The organism is Streptomyces sp. TRM49041 (assembly GCF_008271805.1).
Lineage (GTDB): Bacteria > Actinomycetota > Actinomycetes > Streptomycetales > Streptomycetaceae > Streptomyces.
Genome location: NZ_VSRY01000140.1, coordinates 105352 through 128029, shown reverse-complemented (window position 1 = coordinate 128029; position 22678 = coordinate 105352). Strand labels below are relative to the sequence as shown.

24 protein-coding genes and 2 pseudogenes are annotated in these 22678 nt (G+C 73.5%); 11 read left to right on the top strand and 15 right to left on the bottom strand.

What is annotated here, in order from left to right:
• Positions 1-76 precede the first annotated feature (76 nt).
• Together FVS66_RS36075 and FVS66_RS18665 are read left to right on the top strand one after the other, a co-directional pair.
• Positions 77-157 (top strand): annotated as a pseudogene (locus tag FVS66_RS36075) (glyoxalase); the annotation flags it as partial.
• Positions 158-318: 161 nt separating this feature from the next.
• On the top strand, positions 319-1548 hold the full coding sequence (locus FVS66_RS18665; protein ID WP_149182297.1) for a SpoIIE family protein phosphatase: 1230 nt from the start codon (positions 319-321) through the stop codon (positions 1546-1548).
• A gap of 242 nt (positions 1549-1790) precedes the next feature.
• On the opposite strand, the gene FVS66_RS18660 is transcribed toward FVS66_RS18665, so the two are convergent.
• Positions 1791-3065, bottom strand: a complete 1275-nt coding sequence (locus FVS66_RS18660; RefSeq protein WP_149182296.1) for a DUF418 domain-containing protein — start codon at positions 3063-3065, stop codon at positions 1791-1793.
• Positions 3062-4078 (bottom strand): CocE/NonD family hydrolase, encoded by a 1017-nt coding sequence (locus FVS66_RS18655; protein WP_149182295.1) that lies wholly within the window; start codon positions 4076-4078, stop codon positions 3062-3064. Before FVS66_RS18655 ends, FVS66_RS18660 begins: the two co-directional genes overlap by 4 nt.
• Before the next feature lie 155 nt (positions 4079-4233).
• On the opposite strand from FVS66_RS18655, the gene FVS66_RS18650 reads away from it, so the two are divergent.
• The 3 genes from FVS66_RS18650 (at position 4234) to FVS66_RS18640 (ending at position 6211) form a co-directional block, all read left to right on the top strand.
• Positions 4234-4875, top strand: coding sequence for a GNAT family N-acetyltransferase (locus FVS66_RS18650; protein WP_149182294.1), 642 nt, complete (start codon positions 4234-4236; stop codon positions 4873-4875).
• Positions 4872-5825, top strand: coding sequence for a PaaX family transcriptional regulator C-terminal domain-containing protein (locus FVS66_RS18645; RefSeq protein ID WP_149182293.1), 954 nt, complete (start codon positions 4872-4874; stop codon positions 5823-5825). Before FVS66_RS18650 ends, FVS66_RS18645 begins: the two co-directional genes overlap by 4 nt.
• Before the next feature lie 122 nt (positions 5826-5947).
• Entirely contained in the window at positions 5948-6211 is a 264-nt protein-coding gene (locus FVS66_RS18640) for a hypothetical protein (RefSeq protein ID WP_149182332.1), read from the top strand.
• Positions 6212-6373: 162 nt separating this feature from the next.
• Here the strand turns inward: FVS66_RS18640 and mgtE are convergent, their stop codons facing one another.
• The 4 genes from mgtE to FVS66_RS18625 form a co-directional block, all read right to left on the bottom strand.
• Entirely contained in the window at positions 6374-7711 is a 1338-nt protein-coding gene (gene mgtE, locus FVS66_RS18635; RefSeq protein ID WP_262387070.1) for a magnesium transporter, read from the bottom strand.
• Between the two features lie 98 nt (positions 7712-7809).
• The gene (locus FVS66_RS35095) at positions 7810-7947 is read right to left on the bottom strand and encodes a hypothetical protein (protein ID WP_187645582.1); all 138 of its coding nucleotides are present in this window, start codon (positions 7945-7947) and stop codon (positions 7810-7812) included.
• Between the two features lie 53 nt (positions 7948-8000).
• Positions 8001-8498: a transmembrane transport protein gene (locus tag FVS66_RS18630; protein WP_149182292.1), complete on the bottom strand. Its 498-nt coding sequence runs from the start codon at positions 8496-8498 to the stop codon at positions 8001-8003.
• Positions 8495-9058 (bottom strand): sigma-70 family RNA polymerase sigma factor, encoded by a 564-nt coding sequence (locus tag FVS66_RS18625; protein ID WP_262387069.1) that lies wholly within the window; start codon positions 9056-9058, stop codon positions 8495-8497. The genes FVS66_RS18630 and FVS66_RS18625 overlap by 4 nt, the downstream gene beginning before the upstream one ends.
• 224 nt (positions 9059-9282) lie before the next feature.
• Here FVS66_RS18625 and FVS66_RS18620 point away from each other — a divergent pair, with 224 nt between their 5' ends.
• On the top strand, positions 9283-9657 hold the full coding sequence (locus FVS66_RS18620) for a metalloregulator ArsR/SmtB family transcription factor (RefSeq protein WP_149182290.1): 375 nt from the start codon (positions 9283-9285) through the stop codon (positions 9655-9657).
• A 220-nt stretch (positions 9658-9877) separates the two neighbouring features.
• Positions 9878-11023: a phosphate ABC transporter substrate-binding protein PstS gene (gene pstS / locus FVS66_RS18615; RefSeq protein WP_149182289.1), complete on the top strand. Its 1146-nt coding sequence runs from the start codon at positions 9878-9880 to the stop codon at positions 11021-11023.
• A 69-nt stretch (positions 11024-11092) separates the two neighbouring features.
• On the opposite strand, the gene FVS66_RS18610 is transcribed toward pstS, so the two are convergent.
• Positions 11093-12295 (bottom strand): glycosyltransferase family 2 protein, encoded by a 1203-nt coding sequence (locus FVS66_RS18610; protein WP_149182288.1) that lies wholly within the window; start codon positions 12293-12295, stop codon positions 11093-11095.
• A 234-nt stretch (positions 12296-12529) separates the two neighbouring features.
• Positions 12530-13645, bottom strand: a complete 1116-nt coding sequence (locus FVS66_RS18605; RefSeq protein WP_262387068.1) for an SMI1/KNR4 family protein — start codon at positions 13643-13645, stop codon at positions 12530-12532.
• A 432-nt stretch (positions 13646-14077) separates the two neighbouring features.
• On the opposite strand from FVS66_RS18605, the gene FVS66_RS18595 reads away from it, so the two are divergent.
• Together FVS66_RS18595 and FVS66_RS18590 are read left to right on the top strand one after the other, a co-directional pair.
• The gene (locus FVS66_RS18595; protein ID WP_149182287.1) at positions 14078-14401 is read left to right on the top strand and encodes a multidrug efflux SMR transporter; all 324 of its coding nucleotides are present in this window, start codon (positions 14078-14080) and stop codon (positions 14399-14401) included.
• The gene (locus FVS66_RS18590; RefSeq protein ID WP_262387067.1) at positions 14398-15024 is read left to right on the top strand and encodes a TetR family transcriptional regulator; all 627 of its coding nucleotides are present in this window, start codon (positions 14398-14400) and stop codon (positions 15022-15024) included. Before FVS66_RS18595 ends, FVS66_RS18590 begins: the two co-directional genes overlap by 4 nt.
• Positions 15025-15070: 46 nt before the next feature.
• On the opposite strand, the gene FVS66_RS18585 is transcribed toward FVS66_RS18590, so the two are convergent.
• The 5 genes from FVS66_RS18585 to FVS66_RS18565 all read right to left on the bottom strand — a co-directional run bounded on the left by FVS66_RS18585 (position 15071) and on the right by FVS66_RS18565 (position 19964).
• On the bottom strand, positions 15071-15784 hold the full coding sequence (locus FVS66_RS18585; RefSeq protein WP_149182285.1) for a cation transporter: 714 nt from the start codon (positions 15782-15784) through the stop codon (positions 15071-15073).
• A 1-nt stretch (position 15785) separates the two neighbouring features.
• Positions 15786-16121 carry a metalloregulator ArsR/SmtB family transcription factor gene (locus FVS66_RS18580; protein ID WP_149182284.1) on the bottom strand — a complete coding sequence of 112 codons (336 nt, stop codon included), beginning with the start codon at positions 16119-16121 and terminating at the stop codon, positions 15786-15788.
• A 28-nt stretch (positions 16122-16149) separates the two neighbouring features.
• On the bottom strand, positions 16150-17442 hold the full coding sequence (locus FVS66_RS18575) for an MFS transporter (protein ID WP_149182283.1): 1293 nt from the start codon (positions 17440-17442) through the stop codon (positions 16150-16152).
• A 5-nt stretch (positions 17443-17447) separates the two neighbouring features.
• The gene (locus FVS66_RS18570; protein ID WP_149182282.1) at positions 17448-18812 is read right to left on the bottom strand and encodes an NAD(P)-binding domain-containing protein; all 1365 of its coding nucleotides are present in this window, start codon (positions 18810-18812) and stop codon (positions 17448-17450) included.
• A gap of 207 nt (positions 18813-19019) precedes the next feature.
• Positions 19020-19964 carry a F510_1955 family glycosylhydrolase gene (locus tag FVS66_RS18565; protein WP_262387066.1) on the bottom strand — a complete coding sequence of 315 codons (945 nt, stop codon included), beginning with the start codon at positions 19962-19964 and terminating at the stop codon, positions 19020-19022.
• 322 nt (positions 19965-20286) lie between these two features.
• Here FVS66_RS18565 and FVS66_RS18560 point away from each other — a divergent pair, with 322 nt between their 5' ends.
• On the top strand, positions 20287-21000 hold the full coding sequence (locus FVS66_RS18560; RefSeq protein ID WP_399225814.1) for a DUF4389 domain-containing protein: 714 nt from the start codon (positions 20287-20289) through the stop codon (positions 20998-21000).
• Between the two features lie 181 nt (positions 21001-21181).
• Here FVS66_RS18560 and FVS66_RS18555 read toward each other — a convergent pair whose 3' ends face one another.
• Together FVS66_RS18555 and FVS66_RS18550 are read right to left on the bottom strand one after the other, a co-directional pair.
• Positions 21182-21922 (bottom strand): anti-sigma factor, encoded by a 741-nt coding sequence (locus FVS66_RS18555; RefSeq protein ID WP_149182281.1) that lies wholly within the window; start codon positions 21920-21922, stop codon positions 21182-21184.
• Positions 21919-22098: pseudogene (locus tag FVS66_RS18550) on the bottom strand (sigma factor-like helix-turn-helix DNA-binding protein); the annotation flags it as partial. The gene FVS66_RS18555 and the pseudogene FVS66_RS18550, both read right to left, overlap by 4 nt.
• A gap of 32 nt (positions 22099-22130) precedes the next feature.
• On the opposite strand from FVS66_RS18550, the gene FVS66_RS18545 reads away from it, so the two are divergent.
• Positions 22131-22577, top strand: coding sequence for an alpha/beta fold hydrolase (locus FVS66_RS18545; protein WP_399225811.1), 447 nt, complete (start codon positions 22131-22133; stop codon positions 22575-22577).
• Positions 22578-22678: the final 101 nt, after the last annotated feature.

Genomic DNA, 22678 nt, shown 5'->3' with positions numbered 1-22678 from the left:
GCGCCCAGGCACCGGGCCGCGCTCTGGTCCGTTCCCCCGCCGAGGCCGTCGGCGACCCTCCAGGCGGACGTCGGCGGCGCTGTACAAGCGCCGTGGTCTGGCCAAGGACCTCGGCGTCCCCGCCGACGGCACCGGCTCGCACCGCGTCGTCCTCGGAGTCCTGACCGACGGCCCTGAACTCCCGGCCCTCGGCTCCCGGCCCTCAGCTCCCGGCTCTGCGGTCGGGCAGGCAGCAGGCAGGCGTTCGACCAGCGCAGACGTACAACGCTGCGTACAGTGGGACGGCAGGCCGGTGGGGGATCGCGCGGGCGGTGTGTGGTGAGCGGATCCGATGTCGACTACGAGGGCGTCTTTCAGGCGCTGCCCGGTGCGGTGCTGCTGCTGAGGCCCGACCTGATCATCGTGGACGCCAACGAGGCGTATGTGCTGCTGTCGGGTCGCGGCCGTGACCAACTCGTGGGGCGGTATCTGTTCGATGTCTTCCCGGACAATCCGAACGACCCGCGCGCCTCGGGCATGCGGAACCTGCGGGCGTCGCTCCAGCGGGTGGTCGACCACCGGATGCGGGACAGCATGGCGCTGCAGCGCTACGACGTGGAGGCGCCGGACCGGCCGGGGGTCTTCGAAGAGCGGTACTGGAGTCCCGTCAACGCGCCCGTGCTGGGTCAGGACGGGCGGGTGGCGCTTATCGTGCACCGCGTCGAGGAGGTCACCGAGCTGATACGGGCGCGGACCGAGGCCCGGCGGGGCGACCGTCTGCGCCTCATGGAGAGCGAGCTGTACACCCGGGCCCGGGAGCTGCAGGAACTCAACGAGCGCCTGCGCCAGGCGCACTCCCGCGAGCGCGAGGTCGCCCTCGCCCTGCAGGAGGCCATGCTGCCCGCACCCCAGCAGCTCTCCGACCACCGGGCAGCCGTCCGCTACCGTCCGGCCGTGGGGGCGCTGAACGTGTGCGGCGACTGGTACGACATAGCCGACCTGCCGGGCGAACGGTTCGCGGTCGCTGTCGGCGACGTCGTGGGGCACGGGCTGGCGGCGGCCGGGGTGATGGGCCAGCTGCGCAGCGCACTGGCAGCCGCCGTCCGCGTCGCCGCCGGGCCCGCGCAGGCCCTGGATGTGCTGGGCCTGTACGCCAGGTCGGTGGACGGCGCGGAGTCCACGACCGCCGCCCAGGTCGTCGTCGACGGCCCGGCGCACAGTCTGGTCTACAGCAGCGCGGGCCACCCGCCGCCCGCGCTGCTCCACCCGGACGGCACCGTCACGTTCCTCGACCAGGCCACGGACCCGCCGCTCGGCGTCCGCCCCGAGCACGTCCCCCGCCCCCAGTCCGAGACCGCCTTCGAGGACGGAAGCACCCTGGTGCTCTACACCGACGGACTCGTCGAACGGCGGGGAGAGGACATCGACACAGGTCTGCGCAGGCTCGCCGACTGCCTCGGCCGCCATACGTCGGCCGACCCCGACACCCTCGCGGACACCCTCCTGGACGAGCTGCTGCCTCCCGGCGGTAACACCGACGACACCGCGGTCCTGGTCGTCCGTCTCTAGGGTCTACTAGGGCAGTCCCGGTGATCGGCGGTGAGCCCGCCCCAGGCGTGGACACCGTCTCGCGCACCGCCGTCCCTTCTGCCTCTCTTGAGTCGCCGAACGACTCGCGGATGCGGCGGAAGCCGTGGCGGGCGTACCGGCACCGGTCGCGCGCGCCGGCGCCTTCGAGGCAGGCGGGACGGAGCGTACTGGCGTCCGGATCGGCCGGGGCGGGCCTGGGGGCCGGCCACGGCGCGTCGCCGTCATGTCGCCTTCTCCCGCCGGCGCGGGCGCCGGGCGAGGGTGACCGCGCGCAGCACCCACTCCACGGGCCCGTAGGAGTACCGGGCCAGCCACCAGCGGCTGAAGACCACCTGGGCGGCGAACAGGGCCAGGGCGGTGAGGGTGACATACGCGGGCGCGAGGCGGCCCACCAGCGCGGCGCCGAAACCGGTGAAGACGAAGGCCAGTACCAGGGACTGGGTGAGGTAGTTGGTCAGCGTCATGCGGCCCGCCGGGGCCAGGACCGCCGCCGGCCGTCGGCCCCGCGGTCCGGCCAGTGTCCGCAACACCGTCGCGGCGTACGCGGCGGCCAGCAGCGGCGCGGTCACCACATCCACGGCCACCGCCACCAGCTGGTAGGCCGTCCCGGAGTACCCCTCGGCGGCATGCGCCCAGACCAGACCGCCGGCGATGCCGACGGGGAAGCCGATCCACTGGAGGCGGCGCAGCAACCGCTCGTCGCGGGCCGGATCGCTGAGCATGCCGCGCTTGCCCGCCGCCAGGCCCAGCAGGAACGCGGCGAAGGCGGCCGGCGCCTGGAAGAAGGCCAGCATGAACAGCACGTCGGGCAACTGCCGCAGGTGGGCCGCGATTACCGAACCGGGGTCGCCGCGCAGCGCCTCGGTGGCCTCGCGGCCGTGTTCGGCGACGGCGGCGGTGTCGATCCCGCCGGTGCCGGCGACCGCCAGGGCCAGCGCCAGCAGCAGGTACCCGACGGCGGTGACGGCGAGTATGACGGCGGCGGTGCGCACGGCGGTACGCGGCGGGATCCGGCGCACGGCGAGCAGGACCAGCCCCAGCACGGCGTATGTGGTGAGGATGTCGCCGGGGAAGAGCAGGACGGCGTGGCAGAGACCGAGGACGAACAGGCCCGCGCAGCGCCGCAGGAAGCGGGGCAGGAAGGCCGCGCCGTCACGGTCGGCGGAGGCCGGCTGGAGGGTGAAGCTGTAGCCGAAGAGGAAGGAGAGGAGCAGGTAGAACTTGGTTTCGAAGAAGACCTCGGTGAGGAACCGGACGGCGGTGTCCGGGGCTGAGCCGAACGCGGGATCGGCGACACCGGTGCCCTGGTACGCCGAGGCCATGAAGGTGATGTTGACCAGGAGGATGCCCAGGAGCGCGAAGCCGCGCAGGGCGTCGATGTCGCGTAAGCGGGACGCGGCCGCCGGCCCGGTGCCCGGGCCGGTCGCGGGGCGTGTCGTGGCGCCGGCCGCGGGGCCTGTCGTGGCGCCCCTCGTGGGCGTGGGTCTGGTGGTCATCGCTTCGCTTCTTCGGTGTCGAGGGCGGACAGGAAGTGCCGCTGGTCGGCCAGGAAGCCCTCGGCGAAGAGGGCCCGTGGCGCGCACAGCGCGGTCAGGGTCAGGCGCAGCGACGAGGTCTCCAGGTCGTGTCTGACCAGGCTGTGGGTGGCGTCGGGGTAGCGGACGACGCGCAGCGACTGTCCGGGAAGCAGCCGCCGGTAGGCGACCTCGGTTTCCGCCGTGTCCACGTGCACGTCGTGTCCGGCGAGCACCAGCAGGACGGGAACGCCGCGCAGGGCCGGCAGGTCGGCGCCGGCGTCGGCGGTGTGGTTCTTGGAGACGAACCGCCAGCGGGCGGCCGTCATGCCCTGCGGGTCCCCGACGGCCCGCACGTACTCCTCGTATGTGGCGCCCCGCCCGAGCAGCTCCAGCCCGGTCGCGCGGCGGCGCAGGGCGGCGGCGACTTCGGCGTCGGAGGCACCGTCGCGACGCAGCTCGGCGAGGAGGTTGTAGCGGCCCTGCCGGTGCCAGTTGACGGCGGGTGAGACGGCGATGGCGAACCGGATCCGGCCGTCCCGGGCGGCGATCTCGGGCAGCACCCAGCCGGCCTGGCTGGCACCCCACAAGCCGATCCGGCTGCCGTCGACGTCCGGCCGCTGCCGGGCCCAGGCGATCGCGTCGACGGCCTCCTGCGCCCGGTCCTCCATGGTCTGGTCGAGCCAGTCACCCGGCGCTCCGCCCACGCCCGGCTTGTTCCAGGACAGGGAGGCGTATCCGGCCCGGGCGAATGCCTCCCACATAGGCCGGTAGAAGGTCTCGTGCGTGGCGTCCACCGGGCCGTCCCCGTGGACGAAGACCACCAGGGGGAAAGGTCCCTTCCCCTGCTCGGGCAGGGCCAGTACCCCGTGCAGGGTCCGGCCGCCGTGCCGCACGGTCACGGCCTCTTCTCGCAGCTCGTAGGTGTTCTGCCAGAGCACCAGCCCGCCCAGGCCGGCCGCCACGACCACCAGCGCGGACAGGGTCGCGAGCATGGCTCGCACCACCCGGCGGCGGCGCGTCGATGCATTGCGTCGCGGTCTCGTCGGCATCCGTCCCCCAAGGAAAACTATCGACTCAAAAACGCTCGTTCTTATTTCGACCGTATTATGTTTGTTCGTAGGATGCGAGCGAGTACGCGAGGAGAGTCATGGACGCAGCAACAGTCATCCGTCGCGGTGTGCCCCGGGGCGCCGAGGAGAGGGTCGCCGAGCTGTACTGGGAAGCCTTCGGCCGCAAGCTCGGGGCTGCCCTGGGCCCGGCCGAGCACGGCCGCGCCTTCATCGCCCGCCACCTCCACCACGACCGCGCCGCGGTCGCGCTGGCCCCCGGCGGCCACATCGTGGGGGTGGCCGGCTACCAGCTCGGCGGGCGCGGCCTGACCGGCGGTGGGGTGCGCGATGTGCTCTCCAGTTACGGGCTGTTCCGCGGCCTGCCACGGCTCGCCGTGCTGGCGCTGCTCGAGCGCACTCCCGAGCCGCGGGAACTCGTCATGGACGGCATCGCCGTCGACCCCGCCCACCGGGGCGGTGGCATCGGCGGCCTGCTGCTCACGGAGATCGCCGCTGTCGCCGCCGAACACGGCTGCTCCCGGGTCCGGCTGGACGTCATCGACGTCAACCCGCGTGCCCGCGCCCTCTACGAGCGGCGCGGGTTCACCGCCGTACGCACCGGGCGGACCCCGTACCTCAGGCACCTGATGGGCTTCGGTGCGGTGACTACGATGCATCGCGCCGTCCCGGCCCACCCGGGCGACGGCGTATCCGGCGACCCCTTGGAGCAGCAGCGATGACCAGCAGGCCGACGGCGGCCCCCGCGGCGGAGCCCGCCGCGGAGGCCGCCGCGCCCGGGATCGGCACCAGGACCCTGGTGTTCGCCCTCGTCCGCGAGGACGGCAGCGTCGACGCCGGCGAGCTGTACGCCGTCGCCGGAGCCCTCGGCATGACCGACCAGCAGGTCCGGCTCTGCCTCAAACGGCTCGTCGCCGAGGGCCGGTTCACCCAGGAGGGCCGCGGCCGCAAGGCCCTGCTCCACGCCACGGCCGACGCGACCGGCGCCATCGCGCCGGACGTGGAGTACGTCCGCCACGCCTACCGGCAGGACCGGGGGCTCGCCCCCTGGGACGGGACCTGGCACCTGTTCGCCTTCGCCATCCCCGAAACCGCCCGCCACGCCCGCGACACGCTGCGCGACACGCTCCTCCACCTCGGCGCGGCACCCCTCCAGGGCGGGCTCTACGTCAGCGCCAACGCCATCGGCGACATCGTCGAAGCCCACACCCGCCACCTGGGCGTCCTGCCCTCCCTCACCCGCCTCACCAGCCGCGATCTGAGGGTCGGTGACGAGGCCGCCCCGGCCCGGCTGGCCGCGTTGCTCTGGCCGCTCCAGCAGATCGCGGACCGCCACGAGGCGCTCGCCGCCCTCGCCGCAGCCCGCCTGGCCCGGGTGTCCGGCCCGGACCGCCTCACGGGCACCGAGCGCCTGACGTACGCGATCGAGCTGGCGGCTGCCTTCACCACCGCCATGGAACCCGACCCGCTGCTGCCCCCCGAACTGCTCCCTCAGCCCTGGGCCGGCACCCGCGCCCGCGCCCTGGCCGCACAGTGTTGGGAGGCCCTCGCGGCCGAGGCCGACCAGGCCCCCGGCCGCCTGCGCCTGTTCCGCCTCTACGACGGCGCCCTCACCCCGACACCCGCCACAGCCCCTCCGCACCCACCCCACGCGGCACCCGACCCGATGTGACCCGCGGACACCACAGCGCACGGCGGGCCGAACGGCCCATCGTGCCTGCCGCGCCGAGGGCACACACTGGGAGTAGAACCCTCCGAGAAGGTGATCCGAGGAGGTGAGAGGAGGTGAACGGGATGCACTGGGATGACAATGGGAGCTGGGCATGGATGGCCTTCATGCCGCTGCTGTGGATCGCGGTGATCGGCCTGGTCGTGTGGGCGGTGGTCCGTCTCACGCAGCACCACCCTTCTCGCGGTGGCGGCACTTATCGCGATGAGACTCCGGGGGAGACCCCGGAAGACGTCCTCGACCGGCGCTTCGCCTCTGGCGAGATCGACGCCGACACATACTCCGAGGCCCGTAAGAAACTCGCCGAGCACCGGCGACGACCCCGATGAGAACCCTGCCACGCGGCCGCGGAGTGCCCCTGGGCGTAGAAGGGGTCCTCGTCCGCTGAGACGTCACGCGGTGGCCGGGCCCTCGCCGCCCTGTGCGGCACCCTCACCGAGGAACGGGTGGCCACTGTCCGCCGCCCGGCCCTGCGGTGCACCCGGGTGCCCTCAGACGCCGAGAACGGCCCTCGCGGTGACGAAGTAGATGATCAGGCCCGTGGCGTCCACGAGCGTCGTGACCATGGGGGCGGACACGACCGCGGGGTCGATGCGCAGACGCTTGGCGAGCAGCGGCATCGTGGCGCCCACGCCGGCCGCCCAGGAGCAGATCAGTACGAGCGAGACGGCTACGACGAGGGCGATGCGGGCGTCGACGAGCAGGGCTCCGACCACCATGCCGACCAGAGCCAGCATCACCCCGAGCAGCAGCCCCACCCGGCATTCCCGCCACACCACCTTGGGCAGGTCGCTGCCGCGGACCTCACCGACCGCCAGCGCGCGGACGGTGGCGGTGGCGGCCTGTGCGCCGGCGTTGCCGCCCGTACCGACGAGGAGGGGGATGAACAGGGCGAGCGCGGTGACCTGTTCGAGGGTGGCCTCGAAGATCTGCAGGACGTTGACGGTGAGCGTGGCGGCGACGATGAGGAGCAGCAGCCAGACCACCCGGGCCCGGGCGAGCTGCCAGACGCTCGCGACCATGTAGTGGCCGGTCCAGGGAGCGGCGGCGGACTGGCGTGCGGCGTCCTCGGTGTCGGCGGCCTCGATGACCTCCACCGCGTCGTCGATGGTCAACAGGCCCAGCAGCCGCTCCTCGCTGTCGACGACCGGCAGGCCCAGGATGTTGGTCTCCCGCATCAGGCGGGCCGCGTCCTCGGCCGGCTCGGTCGCATGGACGCGCGGTGTCTCGCGGTCCACGAGCTCGGCCAGCGGCCGGTCCCGCGGGCTCAGGATGATGTCCCGCAGGGTGGCGACCCCGACGAGCTTCCGGCCCGCGTCGACCACCGGAAGGGTGTACACGGTCTCGGCCGCCTCCCCCTTCTCCCGTACGGTGTCCAACGCCTGCTGCGCCGTCAGGCCCTGCGGGAGCGCCACCGTCTCCGGTGACATGACGCGGCCGACCGACCCTTCGGGATAGCCGAGGAGCGCCGCCGTCATCCGCCGCTCGTGCGGACTCAGGCCCGCCAGCACCCGCTTGGCGACCTTCGCCGGCGCCTCTCCCAGCATGCGGGCCCGGTCGTCCGGGTCCATCGCCTCCACGAGGTCCCGGAACGTGTGGTCCCGCAGCCCGAGCAACAGCTGCTGCTGGTCGACCGGCTCCAGCTCCTCGAACACCGCCAGCGCCCGGTCCTTGTCCAGCAGCCGGAAGGGCACCACGGCGAAGGCGGCATCCATACGGGCCAGTTCGTCGGCGATCTCGTACGGCTGACGCTCGGCGAGCCACCGCTGCATTCCCGGCAGGTCGTCATGGGCACTGAGCTGCTGCAACAGTCCGGTGTCCCAGCCCACGGCGCGCTTCCCTTCATCGGATGCGGTGTCCCGGCCACCCTACGAGCCATGGTCACCGCACGACGAAGGCGTCGTCGGCGCGCTCCGGAGCCGACGGCTCAGGTCAGGAGCAGGCCGACCCCTGCCAGCAGCGCCGCGCCGACCAGCGCCGCGACGAGGAGGACCGTGCGCCTGCCCGCGTCGTGGAGGCGGAGAGCAAGGGCGAGAGGGCCGATGGGAAGGATCTTGTTTTTCATGGCGAATCTCCTTCTGGTGATGTGGATGGGTTGGACGGTACGTAGGCGGGCCTTCAGGAGTTCTCCCGCCGCAGGGTGTCCCGCAGCCGGAGCAGTTCGCGTCGGCGGGCCCGTGCGCGCACCAGGACGAGTCCCGCGGCGGTGCTGAGTACGGCACCGGCCAGGGCCGTGGCCAGGGCCTCGGCCGGGGTGCCGCGCGCCGCTGCCAGCGCCGTCCCGGCGACGCCGGTGACCACACCGGCCACGAGGGCGAGCCCGGCCCCCAGGACCCGGTCCCGGGCGAACAGCGGTCGGCGCCTGGTCAGCACCCAACCGGCGACGGCGGTCCAGGCCAGCCCGATGGCGATCAGTCCGGCGAAGGCGGCCTGGGTGCGTACGGGAAGGGAGCGCGGCTCGGTCGCCCACAGCACTCCGATCAGTGCCGCCGCGCACCCGCCCGCCAGCCCCACGGCCACGTAGCGCATCCGGGAGCGCAGCGAGACCTCCTGGGCCAGGGCGCGCTCCAACTCCTCGGGCACATCCCGCCGAGCCGCGGGGTTCTGCTCGCTCATGCCTCGTATCCCCTCTCGTCAAGGATGTCCCGCAGCATGCGTCGCGCGCGGTGCAGCCTGCTCTTGACCGTGCCGGGCGGTACGCCGAGCACCTCCGCGCACGACGCCAGGGGCAGGTCCTGCAGGTGGAACAGGATCAGCACCTCGCGTTCCAGGGGCGGCAGCCCGCTGAGGCCGGCTTCGATCTCCATGGTGGTCAGGACGCCGCCGAGCCCGTCGTCGGCGACGACGACGGCGTCCGCCTCCTCCACCTCCTCCACGGGCGTCTCCGAAGCCCGGTACCTCTGCCGCAGGTGGTCGGCGACCGTGCGCCGGGCGATGGTGAACAGCCACGGGGCGAACCGCTCGGGCTCCCGCAGACACGGCAGTCCGCGCATCACCGCGACCCACGCCTCCTGGGCGAGATCGTCCGCGAGGTGCGGCGAGTCGACCATGCCGCGCACATAGCGCCACAGAGGGACATGCCAGACGCCCACCAGCTCACGGAACGCCTCTCGCTCCCCGAGCTGGCAGCGCACCACCAGCAGCCCGTCACGCCCGTCACGCCCGTCGGCGCTCACTCGCACCTCCCTGTCCCGCGCCATGCGCCATGCGTCGTCCGTCGTCCGTCGTCTTCGTTCCGGCATTCCGGCGTTCCGGCTTACGTCATCGAGACAGTCGGGGTTCGAGGCGGAAAGGTTCACAGAGTCACTCGACGAGGGCACCGGCTGTCTGCCGCCCGACGAGATGGACGACGCCATGACCGCCCACCTCCCACTGGTTCGACATGTGTCAACATAGATGTATGTCAAATGCCAAGGTGCTGCCGCTGCTGGAATCCGGCCCGGGTGCGACCGTGGCCCCGTGCTGCCCGCCGCTGACCGAGCGCCCGATGACCGCCGACGAGGCCGAGACGGCCGCGCGAATGTTCAAGGCGCTGGGTGATCCGGTGCGGCTGCGGCTGTTCTCGGCGGTCGCCTCGCACGCGGGCGGGGAGGCGTGCGTGTGCGACATCTCCGACGTGGGCGTGTCCCAGCCGACCGTCTCCCACCACCTGAAGAAGCTCAAGGAGGCCGGACTGCTCACCTCGGAGCGGCGCGGCACATGGGTCTACTACCGGGTCGAGCCGTCGGTACTCGCCGCGATGGGCAAGCTCCTCACCGGCGCGGTGGCGGCGTAGTCGCGGAGTAGTCGCGGAGTAGTCGCGGCGCGGTACCGGCGCGAGGCCCTGGCCCGCGGTTCCGGCAGCGTACCGGCCACCCGGCTCAGCGGAGGCGCCGCGCCGTACGCCTCCCCGACCGCGCGGCGTCCCCCGATGTTCGCCCCGGCTTCACCGCCGGTCCGGCCGCATGGCCGAGCATCTCCCCAGCGGGGGCGTGAGCGAGCGGGGAGGGCGACAGATGCAGCATCGACGACGCGGTCGTGGCAGGCGTTTCGCGGGGGGAGTCGTACGGCCCGCCGGCGTCGCCACCCTGCTGCTCTCGCTGTCCGCGTGCGGGCTCCGCACGGACGTCGCGGACGGTGTGGAGACCGCTCCGGACAGCCGTGCCGCGTCCCGTTCCATCGTGTGCGCCGATCGGGGATATCTGGCCGCGTCGGGGTCGACGGCGCAGCAGAACGCCATGGCACACTGGACGGAGGAGTACCAGTCGGCCTGCCCGGGCGTGAAGATCCGCTATACGCCCAACGGCTCCGGCGCGGGCGTCGCGCAGTTCCTGCGCGGTGCGACCCAGCTGGGCGGCACGGACGGTGCTCTGACTCCGGACGAGGTCGCACGTTCCACGGAGGTGTGCCCGGGCGGACGTGCCATCGACCTGCCCATGGTGGGCGGGCCCATCGCCATCGGCTACAACCTCGACGGCGTCGACGGCCTCGTCCTCGACGCCGCCGCGCTCGCCCGGATCTTCGACTCCGAGATCACGGTGTGGAACGACCCGGCGATCCGGCGGCTGAACCCCGGCGTCAAGCTGCCGCCCACTCCGATCAGCGCGGTACACCGCTCCGACGGATCCGGTACGACGCAGAACTTCAACGCCTACCTCGCGGGCGCAGCGCCCCGGCACTGGCCGTACGAGGAGGACAAGGCGTGGCGGGCCAAGGGCGGCGTCTCCGCGGCCGGGTCCGACGGACTGGCGGCGCACGTCCGGACGACGAGCGGCGCGATCGGCTACTTCGAGCTGTCCTTCGCGAAGCGAGCCGAGATCCCCACCGTACGGCTGGACACGGGCGGGCCGGAGCCGGTCCAGGTCTCGGCCGAGTCCGCGTCGCTCGGTATCGCCGCGGCCGGCGTCGCCGGTGACGGGAACGACATGACGCTCCGGTTCGACTACCGGAATCAGGCGGCCGGGGCCTGGCCCATCGTCCTCGTCACATACGAGATCGTGTGCGACCGGGGCAACCCTCCGGACTCCCTGCCCGCCCTCAAGTCGTTCCTGACCTACATGGCGGGGGCGGAGGGGCAGAACGGCCTGAGGGGCATCCACTACGCGCCGCTGCCCGCCGAACTGGCCGCCGCGGTGCAGCAGGTCGTCAGCTCGCTGTCCTGAGCGGCGGCCATCCGGACCGCTTCCGCGGCCGGTTCGGACCAGGGGGCGTTCGGGCGGGGAGGACGGGTCCTAGCCTCTCCTGGGGATCAGAGGGCTGAGGCGTCGGAGGGTCCGGTCCCTCGTGTGGCGGGCCGCGCGCAGCAGGCGGCGGGCCGCGCGGCGCGGGAGGGTGCGGGGCCAGGCCTGCTCGCGGAGTTCGTAGGCGGTGTCCGGGATGCCCGTCGACGGGTCGCGGAAGTGGGGGTAGGCCGCGTAGCGGCGGCCAAGGCGGCGGGTATGTCGCGGTGGGGTGCCGGCCTTGAGGAAGGCGACCACGTCCCGCAGCACGTCCGGCTTGTTCAGGGCCACGCAGGTGAGGCGCAGACGGGCCTCGGGCTTCAGGCGGCGTGCGACGCCGGGCGTCCAGTAGGCGGCCATCAGCGGTGCCGCCAGCTCCATCTTGTGGCGCAGGACCTGGTCGGACTGGCGGAGCAGGACGGACCCGAACTGCGGCAGCAGTGTGACGGCGAACGGCCGCAGTATCAGCAGGTCGCGTCTCCTGCCCTTCGGCACATGCCGGGCGATCAGCTCCATCAGGGCCTTCGCCGAGTCGAAGCGTGGCGCGTAACCCCCGGTCCTCGTCACGTGCTTGCCGTCCTCGCGGCCCACGAGGTAGTAGCAGACGTAGTCCGCGACGACCGATACGCCGCTGCCGCGCAGATACGCCTCCAGCGTGAACAGCGCGTCCTCGCCCGTACGCAGCGACTCGTCGAACCGCATGCCGTAGCGCACGAGCAGCTCGCGCCGGAACAGCTTCTGCGCGCTGAGCGTGTACTTCACGTTGGAGGTGAAGATGTCGGCGCGCTCGACGGTACGGCCCCACATCGAGGTGGCGGCATTGCGGTTGACGCCCACGGTCCTGCCGAGCACCACGTCCGTACCCGCCCTGTCCGCCATCGCGACCAGGCGCTGCAGGGCCTGCTCGCCCAGGTAGTCGTCCGCGTCGAGAAAGAAGACATACCGGCCCCGGGCCAGCCTGAGCCCGGTGTTGCGCGGGCCGCCGGGGCCACCGGAGTTGGCCTGTCGTACGACGCGCATGGGCACGTGGGTGCGGGCGGCGAACTTCTCCAGATACTCCCCCGTGCCGTCCGTCGACCCGTCGTCCACGGCGACGATCTCCATACGCTCGCGGCCGATCGTCTGGGCCTCCGCCGACTCCAGACACTTCACCAGGTACGGCATGGCGTCGTAGGCCCCGATGACGACAGTGACATCGGGAGTGTTCTGAGGCATCGGCACCCACAGCGGCGGTAGTACGTCGGTAACGGACGAGGGTCGCCCGCCATCGTCCCGCCGATGCCCCTCACCGGTGCGACGGCGCGCACAACGGGCCGGAAGTTCCCCCTTCCGCCTGACAGGCCGGGCCGCGGGCGTCGCCCCCCGGCCCCCGGCCCCCGGCCAGTGCGCGGAACCTCGGACACCGCCCGTACGCGTCGCCTCGGCCACCGCGTCCATGACCGCGTTCGACTACGTACCGGGCTCGTCGCCGAACGGCTCGAAGCCGATGTAGTCCAGCGGGTCCTCGTCCGGTCGCCCGAGCCGTGGCAGGCCCTCCGCGTCGAACCGGCCGCGCAGCCACTCCAGCAGGATCTCGGTGAGCGTGCCCGTCAGCGGCGGGCCCTGTGGGGCGTGGCGCGGTACGACGATCAGCGGCCAGTCGTCCGGCGTGTCGCCCTCGGTGAGCCAGCACAGCTGGTCGCCGTCGATGGAGTCGGCGAACGGCAGGAAGCCGCCCGGCTCGGGCCAGGCTGCCAGCGGGTTGTACTCCGGGAACCGTGCGCGATGCCCCCGGTAGGTGTCGCCGTACCACTCGGCCCAGGGCGCGACCGCGTAGGTGTCCGCGCCGAGCGGGGCACCGCAGCGGAGCCAGCCTGTCCAGCAGCCGGACCCGTACGTCTCCATCAGGCGCACGTACTCCGTGGGCAGCCGGGTGCCGAGCCGTTCGTACAGCCACTCCCAGGTGTGTGTCCCCAGGAACGGGGCGGCGGGCGGCGGTACGAGGGCGGTCAGGGTGTCCAGGCCGCTGCCTTCGGCGAGAGCCGCGCGCTGCCGCGGGGTCGGCTCCGGTCGCCGGGGCGGTGGGGTCCACGCGCAGGGCTCCAGGTCGGTGAGCATGCCACTCCGGGCGAGGGTGGGCCGGAGGCCGTCCGCCACGAGACGGGCCAGGGTGGGCAGCAGCGGCGTGCCGAACCTGAGCCAGGGGTCACGGCCCGCGTTCTCGGCGGCCTGGTGGTGCATCACGACCGGCCACTGGTCGGGGTCGTCGGACGCGGTGGTGTCCCAGTACAGGGTGTCGGAGGTGCGCGTGGCGCCGAAGGGGATGACGCCGGGGGCGGCCCGCCGGCCTTCCCGGACCCAGGTTCCGTAGTCGAACCAGCCCCTGTTGGCGCAGGGGGTGTGCAGCCACAGATGCTCGCCGACGTCCAGCGGGCCGTACGCGGAGGCGATGGCCTTGTAGTCGGCGGGCAGGGGCAGCCCCAGCCAGGATTCGACCGCTTCCCAGTCGACGGGGACGGCGGCGTCCGCCGGGGGTGGGCCGAAGAGGTCCGCGAAGGCGGTGACATACAGGTCCGTGGCGCTCATGCGTATACGGACCTTCCGGCCGAGCGGAGGGTTGTACGTTCCAGGCTTCCAGCCCCGTCGCCATGCGCTGCTCCGCATGCTCTGCTCCTTCGCCGTACGGCCGCGGTGGTCCACCACGCCGGTGCGGGTACGACGACGGCGGCCAGCGGTGCCGTCCGCTCCGGTGCCGTTCACCGCGGACCGGCCGTTCCGGGCCCGGCACCTCACCGCCCGCGGCGCCGGAGCCGAAGCCGTACCCGTGGCCGCTCTCGCCTACGGCCGCCTCGCGGAGGCGATCCGACGGGCGGTGGAAGACCCGTCGGCACACGGGCGCCTGCTTCGACGGAGGCGCCTTGACTGCGGGGCCTCGGGGCCTGGAGAATCTGGAGCAGATGTTCAGGTTTTTCGTCCGGGTTCTTGTTCGTTGTTCTGTTCCGGCCTCCGGGAGGCGGCATGGTGTGGCTGCTGCTGGCAGGCGCGATCACCGCTGAGGTGAGCGCGACCCTGGCGCTGCGCTGGGCGGAGGGCTTCAGCCGTGTCGGGCCGTCCCTGCTCGTCGTCGCCGGGTACGCGCTGTCGTTCTACCTGCTTTCGAAGGTGCTCGGCCGGGGACTGCCCCTGGGCGTGGCCTACGGCATCTGGTCAGGGGTCGGCGTGACGCTGGTGGCCGTCCTGGGCGCGGTCCTTTTCGAGGACCGGCTGACATGGGCCCAGGTCGGGGGCATAGGACTCGTGGCGGCCGGCGTGTTCGTGCTCGAGACGGGGGCGTCGCATTGAACCGGGCGGGAGGGACGGCGGAGCCGTCGAGCGGGCCGGTCGGCGGGCCCACGGACGGGCCGGCCGACGGGCCGACCGACGGGCGGCGCCTCAAAGGTGAGCGGCGGCGGCGGCAGCTGCTGGAGGCCGCCCTGCGGATCGTCGAACGCGACGGCGTGACCGGTGTGACGCACCGTTCGGTGGCGAAGGAGGCCGGGCTCCCGCCCTCCTCGGCCACCTACTACTTCGCCACCGTCGACGAGCTGCTGGTGGCGGCCCTCGCCCGGTCCGCCGACCGCTATTCCGCGCTGCTGCGCGAAGCGGCCGCGGCGCCGGACCCCGTCGCCGCCCTGGCGAGGCGTCTCGCCGCCGAACTCGCCGAGGGCCGCCTGCCGTTCATCGCCGAGTACGAGCTGTACCTGCTGGCCGCGCGGCAACCGGCCCTGCGGCCCGTGGCGCAGCGGTGCGTGGACGACCTGGCGGCGCTCGCCCGCGGCCGTACCGACGATCCCGTCGCGATCCGGGCGTTCCGCGCCGGCGTCGACGGCCTGCTGGTGCAGGCCCTGGTCACCGGCGCGACGCCGGACGCCCGGGAGATCGAGGCGGTGCTCGACCACCTGCTCGACCGGCCCCGGAGGGCGTGATCAAGGCGTCGAGTACGCGCGGGGCGTTCCGCGCGTACAGCCGACCTCAGCTGCAGCCCGGGCAAGGGCGGTCACGTCCCGTGCAGCAGCCGGAGGCTTCACCGGAGCCGAGGACGGGTGCGGGCGGGGCGGCACAGCAGCCCTTGCCCTTCCAGGCGTCGCGGCCCTCCTTCACGGCCACGGCCGCGATGACGAGGGCGGCCGCGGGGTCGGCCCAGGACCATCCCAGGGTGGCGTTGAGGATCAGTCCGACCAGCAGCACCGCGGAGAGGTAGGTGCACAGCAGCGTCTGCTTGGAGTCGGCGACGGCGCTGGCGGAGCCGAGTTCGCGACCCGCCCCGCGCTGGGCCGCGGACAGGAACGGCATCACGGCCAGCGAGACGGCGGCCAGGGCGATGCCCGGGATGGAACGCTCGGCCTCGCCGGTACCGGCCAGCGCGCGGGCGGCGTCGGCCGTCACGTATACGGCGAGCGCGAAGAAGGAGACAGCGATGATCCGCAGCGTGGTCCTCTCACGGGCCTCGCGCGCCGCGTGGTCGCGGGCGGAGAACTGCCACGCCACCGCGGCGGCGGAGGACACCTCGACGACGGAGTCGAGCCCGAAGCCGATCAGCGCCGCGGAGGAGGCGACCGTCCCGGCGGTGATCGCGACGGCGGCCTCGACGACGTTGTAGGCGATGGTGGCCGCCACCAGCAGCCGTATACGCGTGGTGAGCGCGTCGCGGCGAGCCGCCGACGGCCCCGGGGACAGGGCGGCCATCTCAGCAGCAGCCCTTCTCGGCGGCCTCCGCGCACGCGCGGTCGGTCTCGACGGCCACGACGGCCACACGGAGGTCGTCGAGCGCGTGTCCGAACCGCGGGTCGGCCAGCTCGTAGCGGGTCCGCCGCCCGACGGGTACGGCGACGACCAGGCCGCAGTCCCGCAGGCACGCCAGGTGGTTCGAGAGCCGTGTACGGGAGACGCCGAGCGCCTCCGCCAGATCGGAGGGGTGAGCCGGCGCCTCGCGGAGCGCGAGCAGCAGACGGCAGCGGATCGGATCGGCGAGCGCGCGCCCGAAGCGGGCCAGCACCTCGATGTCGGTGGCGAGAGTGAGCACGGGACTGACAGTACAGGATTTCCTGAATTCAGGAAATCCTGGATCCTCGCTCCACGGCGTCGCGCGGGGCCGTGCCCAGCGCCAGAGCCGCCGCGCAGAGGGACGTCAGGGCCAGCAGCGCGAACAGGCCCGGGTAGCCGCCGAGGAGGGCGGCGAGGGCGGTACCGGCGAAGGGTGCGAGCGCCGCAGCGACCGCCACGGGGAGGGCGAGGAGCGCCGAGAGGCGGCCGTAGTGCGCGGTGCCCCAGCGATCGGTGACGGCGGTGGCGTGGAGGAGCGTCAGGTTGCCGCGGACCGTGCCCGCGACCACGGCGATGACCACGAGCAGCGGAAACGGGCCGGGTACGACGGCCAGCGCCGCGGTGGTGGCCGCGCCCGCGGCGATGAGCGCGGCCGTCAGGACCGTGGTGCCGGTGCGGCCGGCGAGGGTGGCGTAGAGGGTCCGGCCGAGGGTCTGGCCGACGCCGCCGAGGCCGAGGGCCCAGGCGGCCGCGGTGGTGGAGGCGCCCCGCTCGATCAGCAGGGGTACGAGGGTGACGACGACGCCGTACATCGCGAAACCGGACAGGGTGAAGGCGGCGGCGAGCAGCAGGAACGGGCGGCTGCGCGCCACGGGCGTGCCCCGCCCGGTGGTGCCCCGCCCGGTGGCGGTCCGTCCGGTGGCGGTCCGGGCGCCGGTGGCGGTCCGGGCGCCGGTGGCGGCGGGCGCCGGTGGCCAGGGGCCGCGTAGAGCGAGGGCGTGGGCGGGGATGGTGACGACGGCCAGGATCGCGGCGAGCGCGACATACGTGGCGCGCCACGAGAGGTGGTCGGCGAGGGTGGCCGTGAGCGGGGCGAAGGCCGTGGAGGCCAGGCCGCCGGCCAAGGTCACGATCGTCAGGGCACGGACCCGGCGCTCGCCCCACCAGCGGGTCAGTGCGGCGAAGGCCGGCTGGTAGAAGGTGGCCGCCATGGCCACCCCGGCCAGCAGCCAACCGCCGGTGAAGACGGCGGGGTCGGGCGCGGAGGCGATCACGAGGAGGGAGATGACGGCGAGGACCGAGCCGGCCGTCATCACCCTGCGGGGCCCTCGGGCGTCGAGGACCCGGCCGATGGGGATTCCCGCGAGGGCGGAGACGAGAAGGGCCGCCGAGAAGGCCGCTGTCGTGGCGGTGGGCGACCAGCCGGTGTCGACGGTGATCGTCGGATTGAGGACGGGGAAGGCGTAGTAGAGCACCCCCCAACTCGTGATCTGTGTCAGGCAGAGCGCGGGAAGTGCGGCGCGCGGCCCCGACCGGTCCCCCGTTCCGGTCGAGGCCGTGCCCGCGTGCAGCTCGGTCACGCCGGTCAGCAGCCACCGGACCGTGCGGGGGCGCCGATCCGGAGCGTGTCCGGGGCGGCGCAGCAGCCGCCGCCCTCCTGCTCCGGGGTGGCCTCCGGCTGGTCGAAGAGGCCGGCGCCGCCGCACACGCCGGTCTCGGGGAGGGTGAGTTCGACGCGGTCGGCGGACACGGTGTCGCCGGCGATGGCGGCGGCGACGGAGCGGACCTGCTCGTACCCGGTCATGGCCAGGAAGGTGGGGGCGCGGCCGTAGGACTTCATGCCGACGAGGTAGACGCCCTGTTCGGGGTGGGACAGCTCGCGGTGGCCGTGCGGGTAGACGGTGCCGCAGGAGTGCTGGTTGGGGTCGATGAGCGGGGCGAGTCCGACCGGGGCCTGAAGGCGCTCGTCGAGGGCGAGGCGGAGTTCGGAGAGGTACGACAGGTCGGGGCGGAGGCCGGTGAGGACGACGACCTCGTCGACCGCGTCGAGGCGTCGGCCGTCCGCACCGACCAGGACCAGGCGTCCGTCGGGGGCGCGCTCGACCCCCTCCGTACGGAAACCGGTGACCGCGTCGGCGTAGCCGTCCTCGACGGCCTTCTTCGCCGCCAGGCCGAGCGCGCCGCGGGCGGGCAGCTGGTCCGCCTCGCCGCCGCCGAACGTGGCGCCGGAGATGCCGCGGCGCAGCACCCACACCGCGTGCGTACCGGTGCCGTCGTCGGCCTTGGCGAGGTCGGCCAGGTACGCGAGGGCGGTGAAGGCGGAGGCGCCGGAGCCGATGACGGCGGTGCGCCTGCCCGCGTAACGGGCCCGTACGGCGGGGTCCTTGAGGTCGGGGACGCGGTACGAGATCCGGTCCGCCGCGGACTTCTCGCCGAGGGCGGGCAGACCGCTGCCGCCGAGCGGCGCCGGCGTGGTCCAGGTGCCGGAGGCGTCGAGCACCGCGCGGGCGAGGACGCGCTCCTCACCGCCGTCGGCGGTGGTGAGGTGTACGACGAAGGGCTGTGCCTCGCGGTCGGCGTCGACGACGCGGTCGCGGCCCGCGCGGGAGACACCGGTGACGGTGGTGGCGAAGCGCACCTTGTCCCCGAGGACGTCGGCCAGCGGCTGGAGATACCGCTCGGCCCAGTCGCCGCCGGACGGGTAGGTGGCCGCGTCGGGCCTGGTCCAGCCGGTCGGGGCGAGCAGCTTCTCGGCCATGGGGTCGGTGACCTCGCCCCAGGTGGAGAACAGCCGCACGTGCGACCACTCACGCACGGCGGCTCCGGCCGCCCGCCCGGATTCCAGGACCAGGGGCTCGATGCCCCGGTCGATCAGATGGGCGGCGGCGGCCAGACCGACGGGTCCGGCTCCGATCACGACGACGGGCAGCTCGGCGGCGGGCGCGTTCACGGCGACTCCTTGCTTGTTTCGACATCCGTCGATGGACTGTGCCGCCAGCATGACAGCTGATTCGACAGGGGTCAACATAGACACTCATCGAATCTAAGAGCGCGACCGACGGCGGCGAGGGTGCGTGTGCGAAATTTCCGGCGTACTACCGCGTCGGGACCGGCGCCCCTCCGCGACGGGGTGCCGCCGGGTCGACCCCCACGGGTGTCAGTGGTGGTCGCCGGCCGCTACGGCGAGACGCTTCGTGAAGGTCTTTCCGGCGTCCTTCGACTCGTAGACGCCGTCCTGGGTGGCCGCGAGGACGTGCCGCTCGTCGACGGCCGTCAGGGCCTGCGGCTGGCCCCCGGGCACGGTGGCCAGCCGCCGCCAGGTGGCTCCGCCGTCCGGGCTGACGCTCAGGGTCCCGGTGAAGTCGACGCCGAACAGGGCGCCCGGCGACGCCCAGGACACGAACTCCATCGCCGGCTCCTCGCCGGGGGCGAAGGTCGCGCCCCCGTCCGTGCTGCGCGCGACGCCGTCCGCCGTGGTGGCGACGACCCGGTCCGGGTCGGCGGGATTGACGGCGATGTCCAGGGCCCGCAGCCGCGCCCGGTCCTGCCAGGTCGCACCGTCCTCGCTGACGCGCAGCAGGCCGCCCGTGCTGTCGTAGCCGTAGATGGTGCCCTCGGCCTGGTCCAGGGCGTGGAAGACGGCCTCGCCCTGGAGCGAGGCCGTCTGCCAGGACTTCCCGGCGTCGGTGCTCCTGACCAGGCCGTGGTCGGCGGGCAGGTCACCGCCGGGTGCCGGGGCCGGGTGGCCGCTGGCCAGGAACGTCCCGGCATCCGCCACGGTGAAGCCCAGGAAGTCGTCCTCGCGGTCGCCGACGAGCTGCGGCGTCCCGGACTCGTCCACCGTGAAGATCCCTTCATGGGTGCCCACGTAGAGCCGCCCGTCGGCGGGGTCGATGCCCACGCCATGGATATGGCTGTGTACGGCGGGGGCGTGCTCCGCGCCGTGGCCCGCCGCGGAGGTGCCGCCGGTGGAGCCTTCGCCGCACGCGGTGAGGAGCAGGGCCCCGGCGGCGAGGGCGCCCATGGCCGCGAGAGGGCGGCGGCGCGGGCGGCGGCGCGGGGTCGTGAAGGCGGCCGTGCGCGGGTTCCTGAAGGCGGCCATGGTGGTGCACCTCATGTCGTCGGTGGTGCCGGGACACTACCAAGCCCCGGTCGGGCGCCCGGGAGGGGGAGAAAGGGCGGGAGCGAGCCGGCCGAGTCCGCCCGCCTCGGGAGCGCCTCGCACCTGCCGTGGCGGGTGCCCGGTGTCTTCCGCCGGGAACGACCTGCGGGAACTCGTCGCGCTTCATGAGGTCATCACCCGGGTGGCGTGCGGTGCGGGCCGGAGTACACACGACTGCCACCCCCAACAGGAGAAGCGCGGGCCCTCGCGTCACCCTGAGAGCGTCCGGATCGCAAGCGGGACGGCAGGAAGGAAAGAACCGATGAACATGGCGCCCGAGATGCGCCCCTCCATGCCGGTCCGCGTCGTCGCGGCCCTCGACACCCGGCTGTCGCGCTGGCTGTGGCTGGTCAAGTGGCTCCTGCTGATTCCCCACTACATCGTGCTGGCCTTCCTCTGGATCGGCTTCGTCATCGCCTGGTTGGTCGCGTTCTTCGCGATCCTGTTCACCGCGCGGTATCCACGTGCGCTGTTCGACTACAACCTGGGTGTACTGCGCTGGACCTGGCGCGTGTCGTACTACGGGTACAGCGCGCTGGGCACGGACCGTTACCCGCCCTTCAGCCTCGGCGAGCAGCCCGACTACCCGGCGCGCCTGGACGTCGAGCGTCCGGAGCGGCTGTCCCGGGGGCTCGTACTGGTGAAGTGGTGGCTGCTGGCCATCCCCCACTACATCGTGGTGGGCATCTTCACGGGCGGCGGCGGTGGCGACTCCGAGGGGGGCTGGTGGTATCCGGGGCTGATCGCCTTCCTGGTGCTGGTGGCCGCCGTCGTCCTGGCCTTCACCGGCAGGTACCCGCGCGATGTGTTCGACTTCGTGCTCGGTCTGAACCGGTGGGTGCTCCGGGTGACCGCCTACGCGGCACTGATGACCGACAGGTATCCACCGTTCCGGCTGGACCTGGGCGGCGACGATCCGGCGCCGCGCCCCGGCCCCACGGTGATGTCCGACCCGCCGGGCGCCCCGTCGGCCTGAGCGCCGCCGCGGCCTGTCCGCACCGAGTGCGCCGCGGCCGGGGCTCCGCGGCCGGGGCTCCGCGGCCGGGGCTCCGCGGCCGGGGCTCCGTCGAAGGTTGCTCACACCCCGTATGCGGCACCGTTGGCGGGACGGCTCGGTCGCTCTCCCGATCGAGTGACGCCGGATCATGTGACGGTCGTCAGGACGGCAGTTCCATCACCGCGAGCGGTGTGGTGGTCGGCTGCGCCGAGCCGCCTGACGGTTCCACCGTGATGCCCATGCCGGTGGCCCTGCCCACCTTGCCGTCCATGAGGACGGCGCCGTCGTCGTGGACCAGTCCGGCGGGCCGCATCGCGGAACCGTCCGCGAACCAGAGCTGGTACGTCCTGCCGCTGGGCAGCTCCGGCAGCCCGGACGCCAGGAAGACGGCACGGTCCTCGGCGCGGGAGACGACCACGGTGGCCCGGGCACCGCCGTCCACGGTGCCCGTCGCCGTACGCGCGTCGGGCGCGGCCAGCACCCGGGCCATGTCGTCGGCCTGCCGTCGCGCCTGCTCGGCGCGGTGCTCCGCCTGCCGCGCGTCCTGGTACTGCCGGACGGCCACGCCCCCGAGCGCGGTGACCGCCGCCAGGCAGGCGGCCAGGACGAGACGGGGTACGGCCCGCGTCCGGCGCGACACCCGGGCGGGCGCGTCGGACGGTACGCGCGGGGGCAGTTGGCGCACGGTCCGGACGCGGTCCAGGACCTGCGCCCTCATGGCGGGCGGGGGTACGGCCCCGACGGCCAGGCCGAGCCGGGCGGCGGTGGCGGCCAGCTCCCCGACCTCCTGGGCGCAGGCCGGGCAGTCCCGCAGATGCCGTTCGAACGCCTCCCTCTCGTCCTCCGGGAGCGCGTTCAGCGCGTAGGCGCCCGTGGGCGCGTGCAGGTGGTCCTCGATCACGCGGTCACTCCCATGCAGTCCCGGAGCCGGATCAGCCCGTCCCGCAGCCGCGTCTTGACCGTGCCGAGCGGCGCCGCGAGGGAAGCGGCGACCTCCCGGTAGGTGTAGCCCCGGTAGTAGGCGAGCGTCACGGCCTGGCGCTGCAGATCGGTCAGCGACCGCAGGCACCGGCGTACCGACCGGGGGCAACGGCGTCCTGGTCGGCACCGTGCGCTACCGCCACCGGGGCTGGAACGGTGACCGTGCCGACGCCGCACGCGACGCCGAGCGGGCGCTCGCGGAACTCGAACGGCTCGCCGGGCCCGTGCCCGTGGTGCTGGTGGGCCACTCCATGGGCGGCCGGGCGGCCCTGCGTGCGGCCGGGCACCCACAGGTCAGGGGCGTGGTGGCGCTCGCCCCGTGGTGCCCGCCCGGCGAGCCCGTGACGCACTTGGCGGGCAGGGCGGTGTTCCTGCTGCACGACGAGGCCGACGGGGTCACCGACGCCCGCGCCACCTGGGACCTCGCGCGGCGGGCCACGGCCGCCGGAGCCGAGGCGCACAGCCTGCCCATGCCCAGGGGCGGCCACGGCATGCTGCGCGGAGCGGCCGTCTGGCACCGGACCACCGCCGCCCTCACGGCGGGCCTCCTGGGCACCGGACCACCGCCGGGCTGACACCTCGTGGATCAGAGTCGTTCTCCTGCCCCGCCGCTGACGTGCCTGGGAGCGCCGGCGCGCCGCTGCTCCGTACCGCCGATGTCCGCCTTGTGGCCGGT